Source organism: Roseateles chitinivorans (genome assembly GCF_002761755.1).
GTDB classification, from domain to species: domain Bacteria; phylum Pseudomonadota; class Gammaproteobacteria; order Burkholderiales; family Burkholderiaceae_C; genus Roseateles; species Roseateles chitinivorans.
In genome coordinates this window covers 1-13,997 of the sequence record NZ_PEOG01000064.1, presented here as the reverse complement: position 1 = coordinate 13,997, position 13,997 = coordinate 1, and the positions used below count along the sequence as shown (strand labels likewise).

8 protein-coding genes are annotated in these 13,997 nt (G+C 69.9%); 1 reads left to right on the top strand and 7 read right to left on the bottom strand.

The features are described 5' to 3' along the window. Positions 1-93: 93 nt before the first annotated feature. Positions 94-3,081: a TonB-dependent receptor domain-containing protein gene (locus CS062_RS19800; protein ID WP_158238843.1), complete on the bottom strand. Its 2,988-nt coding sequence runs from the start codon at positions 3,079-3,081 to the stop codon at positions 94-96. A 105-nt stretch (positions 3,082-3,186) separates the two neighbouring features. Between CS062_RS19800 and CS062_RS19795 the strand changes: the two genes are divergently transcribed. Continuing rightward, positions 3,187-4,161, top strand: coding sequence for a LysR family transcriptional regulator (locus tag CS062_RS19795; RefSeq protein WP_099863283.1), 975 nt, complete (start codon positions 3,187-3,189; stop codon positions 4,159-4,161). Here CS062_RS19795 and gshA read toward each other — a convergent pair. The 6 genes from gshA to CS062_RS19765 all read right to left on the bottom strand — a co-directional run. Further along, on the bottom strand, positions 4,152-5,447 hold the full coding sequence (gene gshA, locus CS062_RS19790) for a glutamate--cysteine ligase (RefSeq protein ID WP_099863282.1): 1,296 nt from the start codon (positions 5,445-5,447) through the stop codon (positions 4,152-4,154). The two genes, CS062_RS19795 and gshA, sit on opposite strands and share 10 nt — an antisense overlap. A 91-nt stretch (positions 5,448-5,538) precedes the next feature. Further along, entirely contained in the window at positions 5,539-9,186 is a 3,648-nt protein-coding gene (locus CS062_RS19785) for a hydantoinase B/oxoprolinase family protein (protein WP_099863281.1), read from the bottom strand. Positions 9,187-9,260: 74 nt separating this feature from the next. Then, positions 9,261-10,499 (bottom strand): MFS transporter, encoded by a 1,239-nt coding sequence (locus tag CS062_RS19780; RefSeq protein WP_099863280.1) that lies wholly within the window; start codon positions 10,497-10,499, stop codon positions 9,261-9,263. 124 nt (positions 10,500-10,623) lie between these two features. After that, the gene (locus tag CS062_RS19775) at positions 10,624-11,457 is read right to left on the bottom strand and encodes a putative hydro-lyase (protein WP_099863279.1); all 834 of its coding nucleotides are present in this window, start codon (positions 11,455-11,457) and stop codon (positions 10,624-10,626) included. 123 nt (positions 11,458-11,580) lie between these two features. Further along, complete coding sequence (locus tag CS062_RS19770; RefSeq protein ID WP_099863278.1) at positions 11,581-12,513, bottom strand: LysR family transcriptional regulator; 933 nt, start codon at positions 12,511-12,513, stop codon at positions 11,581-11,583. A gap of 83 nt (positions 12,514-12,596) precedes the next feature. Further along, on the bottom strand, positions 12,597-13,997 hold a 1,401-nt coding region (locus CS062_RS19765; RefSeq protein ID WP_099863277.1), incomplete at its 5' end, for an ammonium transporter.

The following is a 13,997-nucleotide window of genomic DNA, read 5'->3' as shown; positions in this document are numbered from 1 at the left end:
CGGCCGGCGGCGGTTGCGCTTGGACCGGGAAATCCGGTCCGCGACGCGACCGCCCGCCAGCACCGTCTCCCGACGGTGCTGGCGACACGGCGATCACTGGAACACGTAGCTGGCGCCCACGGTGAAGCGGCGGCCGAGCAGGTTGGTCGCGCCGGTGTCGTAGTAGCTCAGGACCGTCGGGATGCCGTTGGCGCGGTCGTAGTCGTTGGTGAGGTTCATCACGCTGGCCGACAGCGTCAGGCCCTTGATGCCGCGGTAGGAGCCGCCCAGGTCGATGGTGCGGTCCCGGCCCACCCGGCAACGGTTCAGGTTGCTCAGGAAGGTCCGCTGCGCGGCGGTGAGGGACGAGCAGAGGGTGCTCGACAGCGGATCCGCATGGTTGAAGCGCAGCCAGGCGCCCGCCTGGTCGGTGTCCCACTTGAAGGTGGCGCTGGCCCGCGTCTTGGAGATGTCCGAGACGGTCGTGCCCACCTGGCGCTGCACCGCCTGGCCCTTCACCACCACCTGGTCGTAGCGCGCCGTGTAGGTGCCGTTGACGTTCAGGCTGAACTTGCCCCAGGCCGTCGGCGGCAGCCGCAGGTTCAGGTCGTAGTCGATGCCCGAGGTCTTGGTCCACTCGTTGTTGCCGTACTGGCGCACCAGCATGATGATCGGCCCGCTGTTGTCCACACCCGGCAGCCAGGTCTGCGGATTGGGGTCGCGCACGACCTGGGTGTTGCCCGCCGGGTTGGCGTTGTAGTCGTCCATGATGTCCACCCCGCGCTGCGAGCGGATCTCGTTCTTGCGGTGGAAGTACCAGCCGTCGATCGCCAGGTCCGCGTACCGGCTGGGCGTGAAGATCATGCCGAAGGTGAAGGAGTTGGACTTCTCCGGCTGCAGGTCCGGATTGGCGCTGATCACCGTCGGCAGGCTGCCCGGGCTGGTGGTGCCCGACGGCACCGCGGTGAAGCCCAGCACGTTGCAGTCGCGGTTGTTGGACACCGGCGCCTTGCTCACCGGCGCATTCGGATTGCTGGTGTCGCAGCGCAGGCTGTCGAAGACGCGGCGCTCCTGGAAGCTGTGGAAGGACAGCGCGAACGAATTGCCGATCTGCGAGATCGACGGCGCGCGGAAGCCGGTGGCCGCGGTGCCGCGGAACACCATCAGCGAGGGCAGCGCCGTCCACTTGAAGCCGGCCTTGCCGGTGGTGCTGTTGCCGAAGTCGTCGTAATGCTCGTAGCGGGCCGCGGCCTGCAGCTCCAGCTGCTTGACCACCGGCAGGCTCAACTCGGTGAAGGCGGCGTAGGACTTGCGGCTGCCCGACGCGCCGTTGGCCACCAGGCCGACGTAGTCGCCGGTCGAGTAGACGTCGTCGGGAATCGCCTCCAGCTTCTCCTTGCGCAGTTCGGTCCCGATGGCGATGGCGGCCGGACCGCCGGGCAGCTGGAACAGCTCGCGGCTGCCGCGCACGTCCCAGGAGACCAGGCGCGACTTGCCCTCGTTGTAGGCCGTCGACGAGACGCTGTTGATCGCCTCCCGCGAGTTCTGCTTGCCGAAGCGGTAGCTGCCGTTGGCGATCGCGGCATTGAGCAGCGAGCTGCGCACGCGGCCTTCCTGGAAGCGCTCGTTGTCGTTCTGGCTGAACAGGATCGCGGTGTCGAAGTCCCAGCCGAAGGCGGTGCCCTCCAGGCCGGCGGTCAGGCGCGTCGAGCGCAGCACGTTGATGTCGCCGGTGGGCAGGTCCTCGAAGCGGTAGATCAGCTGCACCTGCTGCGCGTTGGCCGTGCCGTTGGTCGGGTTGTCCGGATGGCCGACGGGCAGGATGATCGCGTTCTGGCGCAGGAAGCTGCCGTCGAGCTTGGGCCAGGTGGTCGCGACCGGGTTGCCCGAGGTGACCAGCGAGGTGGTCAGCGCATAGGGCGCGCGCTGCTCCACGGTCTTGGTCTTCGAGACCATCAGGTCCGCATACGCGGTCAGGGCGTCGTTGATCGCGAAGGTGCCGCGCACCATGCCGCTGGTGCGGTCCTGCTTGGCGACGACTTCGTCGGCATCGTCCAGGCTGAAGCGGCACATGCCGGTGGGCAGCGAGCCGGTGGTGGGCAGGAAGCCCGCCGGCCGGTTCGGCACGCCCTGGCCGACGGTGCGCTCGGGCGGGCAGCCCGACAGCGTGCCCAGGTAGTTCGCCCCCGACAGGCTGCTGTTGGCCACGTTGATGCCGTTGATCGGGGTGGTTCCGGTGAGGCTGGTCGGCACGCGGTAGTAGTTGCCGTAGAACGACGCTGCCGAGTCCGGCGTGAAGCGCGCCAGCGAGCCGTTGCTGGTCAGGTACTGGTTCTGCAGCGCCAGATGGCCGCGGTCCTTCAGCTCGTTGGCCATCACGCTGTCGCGCTTGGAGACCTCCAGGCCGCCGAAGACGTTGAAGCGCTGGGTGTCCAGGTTGCCGAAGCCGAAGGTCAGCGACCCGTTCTTCGTCGCACCGACGCCGCGATCGTTGGCGCCGTAGGAGGCGCTGCCCTCGATGCCCTGGTAGTCCTTGCGCAGGATGTAGTTGACGACGCCGGCCATCGCGTCCGAGCCGTACATCGCCGAGGCGCCGTCCTTCAGGATGTCGATGCGCTCGATCGCCTCCTTCGGGATGGTGTTGACGTTGATCATCGAGCCGCGGCCGAAGTTCACGTCCACCGCCGCTACCGGCGCGGTGCGGCGGCCGTTGATCAGGATCAGCGTGCCTTGGGAGCCGAAGCCGCGCAGCGAGATCGTCGACACGCCGCCGACGAAGCCGGAGGCCGCGCCGTCACCGATCGAGCCGATGTCCACCGCGGAATTCGCACGCAGCAGCTCCTCGACGTTGGCATAGCCGGCATTGCGGATCTGCTCGCGGGTGATACTTTGGACCACCGACGGCGTCTCCTTGTCGGTGCGCTTGATCAGCGTGCCGGTGATCTCCACCCGCTCCAGCTTCTTCGAATCGTCCGGCGTCGCGGACGGGGTGGGGGTCGCGGCCTGTTGGGCCTGGGCCTGGCTGGCCAACGCGAGGGCGGCTGCGGCGGCGGCCCACTGCAGGACATGCAGGCGTTGCGGACGGGAAAAACGACGGACCATGTGGAAATCACTCCTGTGACAAGACTCGGGGGAGGCGAGCGTCACGGTAAGGAGCGGTTCCCCACGGCCCATGATGCTTTGTGATGGACTTGTGAACCTTTGGTTATGAACGCGTCATCGACCTCCCCCGAAGCCGCCGAACACTTCGTCATGCGGCGCATGTCGCTGCGGCATGCGCGGGTGCTGCTGGCGCTCCACGACACCGGCAACATCAGCGCCGCCGCCGATCTGCTGCATGTCACCCAGCCCGCGGTGAGCAAGACGCTGGCGGAGTTGGAGCAGGGGCTGGGACAAACCCTGTTCGTGCGGCGCGGACGCAACATGCAGCCGACGCCGCTGGGGCGGCGGCTGCTGGTGCTGGCGGGCAAGCTGGACGCCGATCTGCAGCGGGCCGCCGGCGATGTGGCCACGATGGTGCGCGGCGCGTCCGGCGAGGTGCGCATCGGTGCGACCAACGCCGCGCTCGCACGCTTGTTGCCCATCGCGATCACCGCGATGAAACGCGAGAACCCCGGCGTCACGGTGAGCGTGCGCACCCATGCGCTGCGCTCGCTCTTCACCGAATTGCAGGCGGGCACGCTGGACCTGGTGGTCGCCCGGGCGATGTCGCAGGACGAGCCGCTCGGCCTGGCGCGGGTGGCCCTGGCGCCGCAGCCGGAGGTGCTGACGATGAGCGCGCAGCATCCGCTGGCGCGCACGCCCAAGCTGAGCTGGGAAGTGCTGAGCCGTCAGCGTTGGATCTGGCAGTTGCCCGGCACGCGCACCCGCCTGCTGATGGACCGGCTCTGGCAGGAGATGGGGCTGGCGCCGCCGACCGACCTGATCGAGAGCGGCGACGCGATGCTGGCGCTGAGCCTGATGCGCGAGATGCCGCTGGTCGCGGTGATGACCCACGACATGGCGGTGGCCGCGGCCAAGCGGGGCGTGGTCGTCATGCTGCCGCATGCGGTCGACCTGGGCCTGGGGCCGATGAGCGCCTGGCACCTGCCGGACACGCAGGGCGAGGCGGTCGACCGCTTCAAGCAGCTGCTGGTGGAGGCCGCGCGCCCGGAGGGCGGCGCGGCCGGCGCTCAGGCGTAGTCCTCGGCGTCCGGATCGGTGGTCTCGAGCTCGTAGCTCGCCGCCAGCATCGCCAGGCGGCCGATCACGCCATACATGTAGAAGCGGTTGGGCGCGCTGGCGCCGGGCTTCTCGCCGGGCGCCGGCAGGTGGGACGAATGGGCGAAGGCCAGCGGCACGAAGCTCGAGCCCGGCGCGTTCAGGTTCTCATCCTCGGCCCGGTCCGCATGCACGCGGTAGAAGCCGCCGACGACATAGCGGTCCATCATGTAGACCACCGGCTCGGCCACCGCCTCGTGGATGCGCTCATGCGTGGCCACACCCTCCTGCACCAGCACCTGCGACAGCGCGGGCACGCCCTGCAGCTTCGCCAGCTTCTCGCGCGCCTTGATCGCCAGCGCCTCGAGGTCCTTGGCGTCGCGGATGGTCATCACGCCCAGGCCGTGGGTGCCGGCGTCGGGCTTCACCACGACAAAGGGCTTCTCGTTGATGCCGTATTCCTTGTACTTGCGGCGGGTGCGGGTCAACGTCGCGTCCACCTGCGCCTGCAGCGCGTCCAGGCCGGCGCCGGTGTTGAAGTCCAGGCCGTCGACCGCGACCGAATGCGGATAGATCAGCCACGGGTCCATGCCCAGCAGCTTGGCGAACTTCTTGGACACCTCCTCGTAGGCGCGGAAGTGCTGGCTCTTGCGGCGCTGCGCCCAGCCGGCGTGCAGCGGCGGCAGCAGGTACTGCTCGTGCAGATGGGTCAGCAGGTCCGGGATGCCGGACGACAGGTCGTCGTTCAGCAGGATGGTGCAGGGATCGAAGTCCTTGAGCATCAGCCGCGAGCGCTGGCGCACCAGCGGCTCCAGCGTCAGCGCGCTGCCGTCGGGCAGCGCGACGGTGGTCGGCTCCTTGATCGACTCGTCCAGCGAGCCCAGCCGCACGTTCAGGCCGGCCATCGAGAAGATGCGCACCAGCGTCGCGAGGTTGGACAGGTAGAAGCTGCCGCGATTCTTCGCCTCGGGCACGAGCAGCAGGTTCTTGGCCTCGGGGCAGATCTTCTCGATCGCCGCCATCGCCGCCTGGACGGCCAGCGGCAGCATCTCGGGCGTCAGGTTGTTGAAGCCGCCCGGGAACAGGTTGGTGTCCACCGGCGCCAGCTTGAAGCCGGCATTGCGCAGGTCGACCGAGCTGTAGAAGGGCGGCGTGTGCTCCATCCACTCCAGCCGGAACCAGCGTTCGATCGCCGGCATCGACTCGAGCACGCGCTGCTCCAGTTCATTGATGGGCCCGGTCAGGGCGGTGATGAGATGAGGGACCATGATGGGCGGCGCCTGGACAGCCTGTGGGGCGGGTCTTCCGATTCTAGGCACGCCCACATGGGGGCCGTCCGCCCCATCTCAAGGGGAGACCTCAGGGGGTGCCGTACCCTCCCCCGCCCGGGGTACGGATGACGAAGACATCCCCCGGCGCCATCTCCACCTGCCCGATGTGACCGAGCACCTCGACCCGCCCGTCGGCGCGCTCGACCCGGTTCTCGCCCACCGCGCCGGGCGCCCCGCCCGCCATGCCGAAGGCGCCGGCGGTGCGACCGTTGCTCAGGATCGAGGCAGTCATCGGCGTCAGGAAGCGGATGCGGCGCTCGCCGCCCTGCCCGCCGTGCCAGCGGCCGGCACCGGCCGAATCCTGCCGGATCGCGTAGCTGTCCAACCGCACCGGGAAGCGGAACTCCAGCACCTCGGGGTCGGTCAGCCGGGAGTTGGTCATGTGGGTCTGCACGACCGAGGTGCCGTCGAAGCCCGGGCCGGCGCCGGAGCCGCCGGAGATCGTCTCGTAGTACTGGTGGGTGGCGTCGCCGAAGGTGAAGTTGTTCATCGTGCACTGGCCGGCGGCCATCACGCCCAGCGCGCCGTACAGCGCATTGGTCACGCACTGGGAGGTCTCCACGTTGCCCGCCACCACCGCCGCCGGATGGCGCGGGTTGAGCATGCAGCCCTCGGGCACGATCACGTCGATCGGCTTCAGGCAGCCGGCGTTGAGCGGGATCGCGTCGTCCACCAGCGTGCGGAACACGTAGAGCACCGCCGCCATCGTGATCGACTTGGGCGCATTGAAGTTGTTGGGCTGCTGGGCGCTGGTGCCGGTGAAGTCCACCGTCGCGCGTCGCGCCGCCGCATCGACCGTCACCCGCACCTGGATCCGTGCGCCGTTGTCCAGCGGCAGCGTGAACGCGCCGTCCTTCAGCACCGAGATCACCCGCCGCACCGAGGCCTCGGCGTTGTCCTGCACATGCTGCATGTAGGCCTCGACGGTGGCGCGGCCGAACTGGGTGACCATCGCCTGCAGCTCCTGCACGCCCTTCTCGTTCGCGGCGACCTGCGCACGCAGGTCGGCCAGGTTCTGCGCCGGGTTGCGGCTCGGGTGCGGCCCGGCGCGCAGCAGCGCCTGCAGTTCGGCCTCGCGCAGCCGGCCCTGCTCGACCAGCTGGAAGTTGTCGATCAGCACACCCTCCTCGGTGATGTCCCGGGAGAACGGCGGCATCGAGCCCGGCGTGATGCCGCCGATGTCGGCGTGATGCCCGCGGCTGGCGACGAAGAAGCCGGGCCGTGCATCGTCCTCGTCGAGGAACACCGGCGTGACGACGGTGATGTCGGGCAGGTGCGTGCCGCCGTGGTACGGGTCGTTGAGCACGTAGACATCGCCGCGCTTCATGCCGGGGTTGCGCTCGATCACCGAGCGGATCGACTCGCTCATCGAGCCCAGGTGCACCGGCATGTGCGGCGCATTGGCGATCAGCTGGCCCTGGCCGTCGAAGAGCGCGCAGCTGAAGTCCAGCCGCTCCTTGATGTTGACCGAGTGCGCCGTGTTCTGGAGCCGCAGCCCCATCTGCTCGGCGATGTTCATGAAGAGGTTGTTGAAGACCTCCAGCACGACCGGGTCGGCCTCGGTGCCGAGCGCGCGGGTACGGGCGCGCTCGCGGATGCGCGTCAGCAGCAGGTCGCCCGAGGGCTGCAGCTCGGCACGCCAGCCGGCGTCCACGACGGTCGTCGCATTGCGCTCGGCGACGATCGCCGGACCGTCGATGCGGGCGCCCGGTCGCAGCGACTCGCGATGGTGCAGCTCGGCATCGCGCCAGCCGGCGGGCTGGTCGTCGGCCAGGCAGTACATGCGCACCCGCTCCAGCGGCTCGGGCCGGTGCGTGGAAGCAATCGCCGCCTCGGCCGGCGCCTCCAGCGACGCGCCGGCGGCGAGCGCCTCCACCGACACCGCCTCGATCACCAGCGCGCGGTCCGGCATCAGGAAGGCGAATCGGCGACGGTAGCCCTGCTCGAAGGCCTCACGGATCGCCGTGATCGCGGCGGGCGTCGGGCCGTCCAGCGGCAAGGGGCAGGTCAGCGCGGTGTCGGTGCCCTGGTAGCGGACCTGCGCCCGGGCGATGGTGCGCAGCGCGCCGTCGGGCACGCCCTGGGACGCCAGTTCGCCGCTCGCCTGCGTCGCCAGCGATCGTGCGGTCCCGCGCGCCGCGGCCAGGCCGTCGGCGTCCAGGGGACGCTCGATCGAGGCCTCGCGCATCGCGGTCTGGTCGGCCAGTCCCATGCCGTAGGCGCTGAGCACGCCGGCGAACGGATGGGCCAGGATGCGCGTCATGCCCAGCGCGTCCGCGACCAGGCAGGCCGCCTGGCCGCCGGCGCCGCCGAAGCACTGCAGCGTGTAGCCGGTGACGTCGTAGCCGCGCGCCACCGAGATCCGCTTGATCGCGTTGGCCATGGCGCCGACGGCGATCTGCAGCGCACCGGCGGCGGCGTCCTCGGCGGTCATCGGCTTGCCGGTCGCCGCCATCTGTCCGGCCAGCTCGGCGAAGCGGGCGCGGACGACCTCGCCGTCGAGCGCTTCATCCGCCCCCGGGCCGAAGACCTTCGGGAAATGCGCCGGCTGGATGCGGCCCAGCATCACATTCGCATCGGTGGTGGCCAGCGGGCCGCCGCGGCGGTAGCTCGCCGGACCGGGATTGGCGCCGGCCGACGCCGGCCCGACTCGCAGCCGCGCACCGTCGAAGGCGATCACCGAGCCACCGCCCGCCGCCACCGTGTGGATGCTCATCATCGGCGCGCGCATGCGCACGCCGGCGACCTCGGTGTCGAAGGCGCGTTCGAATTCGCCGGCGAAGTGGCTGACGTCGGTCGAGGTGCCGCCCATGTCGAAGCCGATGACCTTGTCGTGACCGGCCGCCTCGGCCGTGCGCACCATGCCGACGATGCCGCCGGCCGGGCCGCTCAGGATCGCGTCCTTGCCCTGGAAGCGGCGGGCCTCGGTCAGGCCGCCGGAGCTCTGCATGAAGAACAGTCGCACGCCCGGCATCTCGGCGGCGACCTGGTCGACATAGCGGCGCAGGATCGGGCTCAGGTAGGCGTCGACCACGGTGGTGTCGCCGCGCGGGATCAGCTTCATCAACGGGCTGACCTCGTGGGAGACCGAGATCTGGGTGAAGCCGACCGCCTGCGCCAGCCGCTTGGCGGCCAGCTCATGGTCCGGCGCGCGCCAGCCGTGCAGGAACACGATGGCGCAGGCGCGCAGGCCGGTGTCGAAGGCCGCCTGCAGATCGGCGCGCAACGCGGCTTCGTCCAGCGGCGCGATCTCGACGCCCTGCGCGTCGACGCGCTCGTCGGCCTCGATCACCCGCTCATAGAGCAGCTCGGGCAGCTGGATGTGGCGCTCGAAGAGCCTGGGCCGCGCCTGCGTCGCGATGCGCAGCGCGTCGCGGAAGCCGCGCGTCGTCACCAGCAGCGTGCGGTCGCCACGACGCTCCAGCAGCGCGTTGGTCGCGACCGTCGTTCCCATCTTCACGCAGTCGACGAGCGCGGCGGTGATCGCCTCTCCCGGCTTCAGGCCGAGCAGGCGGCGGATGCCTTCGACCGCGGCATCGCGGTAATGCTCCGGGTTCTCGGACAGCAGCTTGAGCGTGCGCAGCGTGCCGTCCGGCGCGCGGCCGACCAGGTCGGTGAAGGTGCCGCCGCGGTCGATCCAGAACTGCCAGCGATCGGAGGTGGGAGTGGCTTGCATCGTGAGGTCCAGGAGGTCCGTTCAAGCGTCCGGCATTCGGCACCGGGCGCTCGTGATTCGAAAGGGTCGAGCGGTCAGGCGGCGGCGGGGGCGAGCTCGCGGCCCCGCGTTTCCGGCAGCGCCAGCGCCGCCAGGATCACCAGGCCGTAGCACAGCGCCGCCATCCAGCCCAGCGTCTGCCCCAGCGGATGCTGGGTGCTGAAGTGGCCGATCAACGCGGGGCAGGCGGCGCCGAGCGCGCGTCCGATGTTGTAGCAAAAGCCCTGGCCGGAGCCGCGCACATCGCTGGGAAAGAGCTCGGCCAGGAAGGCGCCCATGCCGGAGAAGATGCCCGACAGGAAGAAGCCCAGCGGGAAGCCCAGCACCAGCATCATCGCGTCGGTGATCGGCATCTGGGTGTAGGCCAGCACCAGCACGCCGCCCATCAGCGCGAACAACATGAAGCAGCGGCGCCGCCCGATCGCGTCGCAGAGCCAGGCACTCGTCAGGTAGCCGGCGAAGGAGCCGGCGATCAGCACCAGCAGGTAGCCGCTGGTGCCCAGCACCGAGAGCTGCCGCTCGGTCTTGAGGAAGGTCGGCAGCCAGGTGGTCACCGAGTAGTAGGCGCCCTGCATGCCGGTGGCCAGCAGGCTCGCCAGCACCGTGTTGCGCAGCAGTTCGGGCGAGAAGATGCGCAGGAAATTGGCGCGCTGGCCGCGTGCCTTGGCGCGGGCCTGCTCGGCCAGGTAGACCGGCGGTTCGTCGAGGTTGCGGCGGATGTAGAGGATCAGCAGCGCGGGCAGGATGCCGATCCAGAACAGCACCTTCCACGCGGTCTCCGGCGGCAGCACCGAGTACAGCCCCCAGAACGCCAGCGCCGAGGCGGCCCAGCCGATGGCCCAGCTGCTCTGCACCAGGCCGGCCGCCTTGCCGCGATGCCTGGCCTGGATCGTCTCGGCGATCAGCACCGAGCCGACCGCCCACTCGCCGCCCATGCCGAAGCCCTGCATCGCGCGGGTGAAGAAGAGCTGCTCGAAGGAGGTGGTGAAGCCGCTGAGGAAGGTGAACAGCGCGAACCACAGCACCGTCCACTGCAGCACGCGCACCCGACCGAAGCGGTCGGCGAGCACGCCCGCCGCCCAGCCGCCGACGGCCGAGGTCAGCAGCGCGCCGGTGGCGATCGCGCCGGCCTGGCCCTTGCTCATGCCCCAGGCCGCGATCAGGGTCGGGATGAGGAAGGTGTAGATCATGTAGTCGAAGCCGTCGACGGCGTAGCCGGCGAAGGTGGCGGTCAGCGTGCGCCGCTCGGGGGGCGTGGTATCTCGGAGCCACATGGTGTCGTCTTTCTTCGGTGCCGGCGACGCGCGCCGGCGGGGGACGGAGACGGCCGCCGCCTCGCACGCGAAGCGCTCGGCGGCCGGGACGGTACTGCGGAAACGACGGGGCGCGGCGCGGGCCTCAGGCCGCGAGCAGCGCCCGATTCAGGAGATCGGTGACCAGCATGTGCCCCGGCGCATGGGTGATGCAGAACGGCGGCCGCGCCGTCGCGATCGCTGACTGCGGCGTGACGCCGCAGGCCCAGAACACCGGCAGTTCGCCGTCGCGGACATCGACGGCGTCGCCATAGTCCGGCGTCGCCAGGTCGCGGATGCCGATGCGCGACGGATCGCCCAGGTGCAACGGCGCGCCATGCACCTGCGGCAGGCGCGAGGTGATCTGCACCGCGCGGATCGCGTCGGCGGCGGTCAGCGGCCGCATCGACACCACGGTCGGCCCGCGGAACACCCCCGCCGGTGCCGTCTCGATGCTGGTGCGGTACATCGCGACATTGCGGCCCTGCTCGACATGGCGCAGCGGGATGCCCTCGGCCAGCAGCGCATGCTCGAAGGAGAAGGAGCAGCCGATGACGAAGGCGACCAGGTCGTCGCGCCACCAGCGCGCGATGTCGACGGGCTCATCGACCAGCTCGCCGTCCCGCCAGACGCGGTAGCGCGGCAGGTCGGTGCGCAGGTCCAGGTCGGCGCCCAGCGCGGTCAGCGTCGGATCGCCCGGCTCGCTCACGCCGAGCAGCGGGCAGGCCTGCGGGTTCAGCGCGCAGTAGCGGCGGAAGTCCTCGGCCAGGTCCGCCGGCAGGATCGCCAGATTGGCCTGCACGTGCTCGCTGGCCAGGCCGCTGGTGTGGCCGCTGAAGCCGCCATGGCGCGCGGCGAGCCGCACATCGAGCGCGCTGGACGCGGCATCCAGGACGGGGACATCGGCGGCGGAATCGAGGCGGGTGGTCGGCAGGTTCATGGCGGGATCGCGAAGGCTGTCGGGCGATGCGACGCATTGTGGGAGTCGCCCACCCGCTCGATCCAATGGAAATTTTGCGCGTCGGCTCATCGATTTTTTCGATGAGGCCAGCAGCGATTCCGCTTAGCGTCGCGACGAGCCCGATGCCATGCGGGATTTCCCGGACGGCCGCTGGCGGGCGACATGGTCGAGCGCCGACTCGAGCACCGACTCGGTGAGCTGCGAGCTGGGATCCTCCCGGTAGCTCGCGTGCAAGGGCAGCGGCACGAGCTCGGTGTCACTGCGCAGCACGCGCAGCGAGAGCCGCTTCGCCAGTTGCTCGGCGACCGCCACCGGCAGCGTCGCGATGCCGAAGCCGCCCTCCACCAGCTGGACCATCGCGGAGATCGACGAGATCGCATGCACCCGCGGCAGCGGCAGGCCCGACTCCTGGAACATCTGCAACAGCGCCTGGTGCGGCTGGGAGCCGCGCTGGAAGGTCAGCAGGTCGTGGCCCGCCAGGTCGGAGAGGCCGTAGCGCCGCTTGGTGTGCAGGTCGGCCCGGCCGACGAAGCCCATCGCCATCGGGGCCATCGCCCGCGTGCGCACGCCGCCGGCATCGGCGGCAGGGATCGCCGCGAACACCAGGTCCTGCGCGCCGCGACGCACCTGGTCCACCAGCACCGGCGAGGTTTCCACCGTCAGCTCGAGCTCGAAGTCCGGATTCGCCGCCCGCATCTCCTGCAGCCAGCCGGTCAGCCAGCTGTGCACCACCGACTCGATGGCCCCGATGCGCAGCACCACCGGCCGGCCGGCGCCGCCGGTGCCGCCCATCTCCTCCTTCACCTGGCGCTGCACCTCGAGCAGGCGCTGCGCCAGCGTCTGGAAGCGCTGGCCGGCGACGGTGAGCCGGAACTGCTTGTCGCGTCGGTCCAGCAGCACCACGCCGAGTTCCTCCTCCAGCGACGCGATGCGGCTGGACAGCGCGGACTGCGTGATGTGCAGCTTCTCCGCCGCGCGGGTGACGCTGCGCAGCGAGGCGGCCCAGTGGAAGGCTTCGACAAAGCGGAGGTTCATGGCGGCGGATTATGGAGAGCGCCAATGAAGAAGGCCGCCCCGAAGGGCGGCCTCAGTCATTGCAGGATCAGAGGATCAGGCGGTCACTTGTGGTACGCGGTCTCGCCGTGGGAGGTGATGTCCAGGCCCTCGCGCTCTTCCTCTTCGGAGACGCGCAGACCGATCACCAGGTCGACGATCTTGAAGGCGATCACCGACACGACCCCCGACCAGACGATGGTCAGCACCACGGCCTTGAGCTGCGTCAGCACCTGCGAGCCGATCGAGTACGCGTCCGCGGTCACCATGCTCGCGGTCACCCAGTCGCCGACCAGCGACGGGCCACCCAGGCTGGGCGAGTTGAAGACACCGGTCAGCAGCGCGCCGACGATGCCGCCCACGCCGTGGACGCCGAACACGTCCAGCGAGTCGTCGGCGCCGAGCAGCTTCTTCAGGCCGGACACGCCCCACAGGCAGGCGAAGCCGGCGATCAGGCCGATGACCAGCGCACCGCCGATGCCGACGTTGCCGGCGGCCGGCGTGATCGCGACCAGGCCGGCCACGGCGCCCGAGGCAGCACCCAGCATCGAGGCCTTGCCCTTGAGCAGCGCTTCACCCACGCACCAGGCCAGCACCGCGGCAGCAGTGGCGAACAGGGTGTTGATGAAGGCCAGCGCGGCGAAGCCGTTGGCTTCCAGGGCGGAGCCGGCGTTGAAACCGAACCAGCCCACCCACAGCAGCGAGGCACCGACCATCGTCAGCGTCAGGCTGTGCGGCGTGAACGCCTCCTTGCCGTAGCCGATGCGCTTGCCGACCATGAAGGCACCGACGATGCCGGCCACGGCAGCGTTGATGTGCACCACGGTGCCGCCGGCGAAGTCCAGCGCGCCCCACTGCCAGATCAGGCCGGCCTTGCCAGTCATCTCATCGACGACGCCGGCGGCGGTGTAGGCGTCCGGACCCATCCAGAACCAGACCATGTGCGCGATCGGCGCATAGCTGAAGGTGAACCACAGGACCATGAACAGCAGCACGGCGCTGAACTTGATGCGCTCGGCGAAGGCGCCGACGATCAGGCAGCAGGTGATGCCGGCGAAGGTGGCCTGGAAGGCGGCGAAGACGATCTCCGGGATCACCACGCCCTTGCTGAAGGTCGCGGCGTTGGCGAAGGTGCCCGCGGCGTTGTCCCAGACGCCCTTCATGAAGAGCCGGTCCAGGCCGCCGACGAACTTGTTGCCCTCGGTGAACGCCAGGCTGTAGCCGTACAGGGCCCACAGCACCAGGATCAGCGAGAAGGTCACCATCACCTGCATCAGCACCGACAGCATGTTCTTGCTGCGGACCAGGCCGCCGTAGAACAGCGCCAGGCCGGGAACGGTCATCAGGATCACCAGCAGGGTGGAGACCATCATCCAGGTGGTATCGCCCTTGTTGGGGACGGGCGCGGGAGCGGCGGCGGCCGAGGCGGCTTCCGCGGGTGCCGAGGCGGCAGGCGCCGCCGCGGG

Bases quoted from the DNA above. Each gene is read 5' to 3' on its own strand.
- CS062_RS19770 (WP_099863278.1), bottom strand. From the start codon at position 12,513: ATGAACCTCCGCTTTGTCGAAGCCTTCCACTGGGCCGCCTCGCTGCGC.
- CS062_RS19775 (WP_099863279.1), bottom strand. From the start codon at position 11,457: ATGAACCTGCCGACCACCCGCCTCGATTCCGCCGCCGATGTCCCCGTC.
- CS062_RS19800 (WP_158238843.1), bottom strand. From the start codon at position 3,081: ATGGTCCGTCGTTTTTCCCGTCCGCAACGCCTGCATGTCCTGCAGTGG.
- gshA (WP_099863282.1), bottom strand. From the start codon at position 5,447: ATGGTCCCTCATCTCATCACCGCCCTGACCGGGCCCATCAATGAACTG.
- CS062_RS19785 (WP_099863281.1), bottom strand. From the start codon at position 9,186: ATGCAAGCCACTCCCACCTCCGATCGCTGGCAGTTCTGGATCGACCGC.
- CS062_RS19780 (WP_099863280.1), bottom strand. From the start codon at position 10,499: ATGTGGCTCCGAGATACCACGCCCCCCGAGCGGCGCACGCTGACCGCC.
- CS062_RS19795 (WP_099863283.1), top strand. From the start codon at position 3,187: ATGAACGCGTCATCGACCTCCCCCGAAGCCGCCGAACACTTCGTCATG.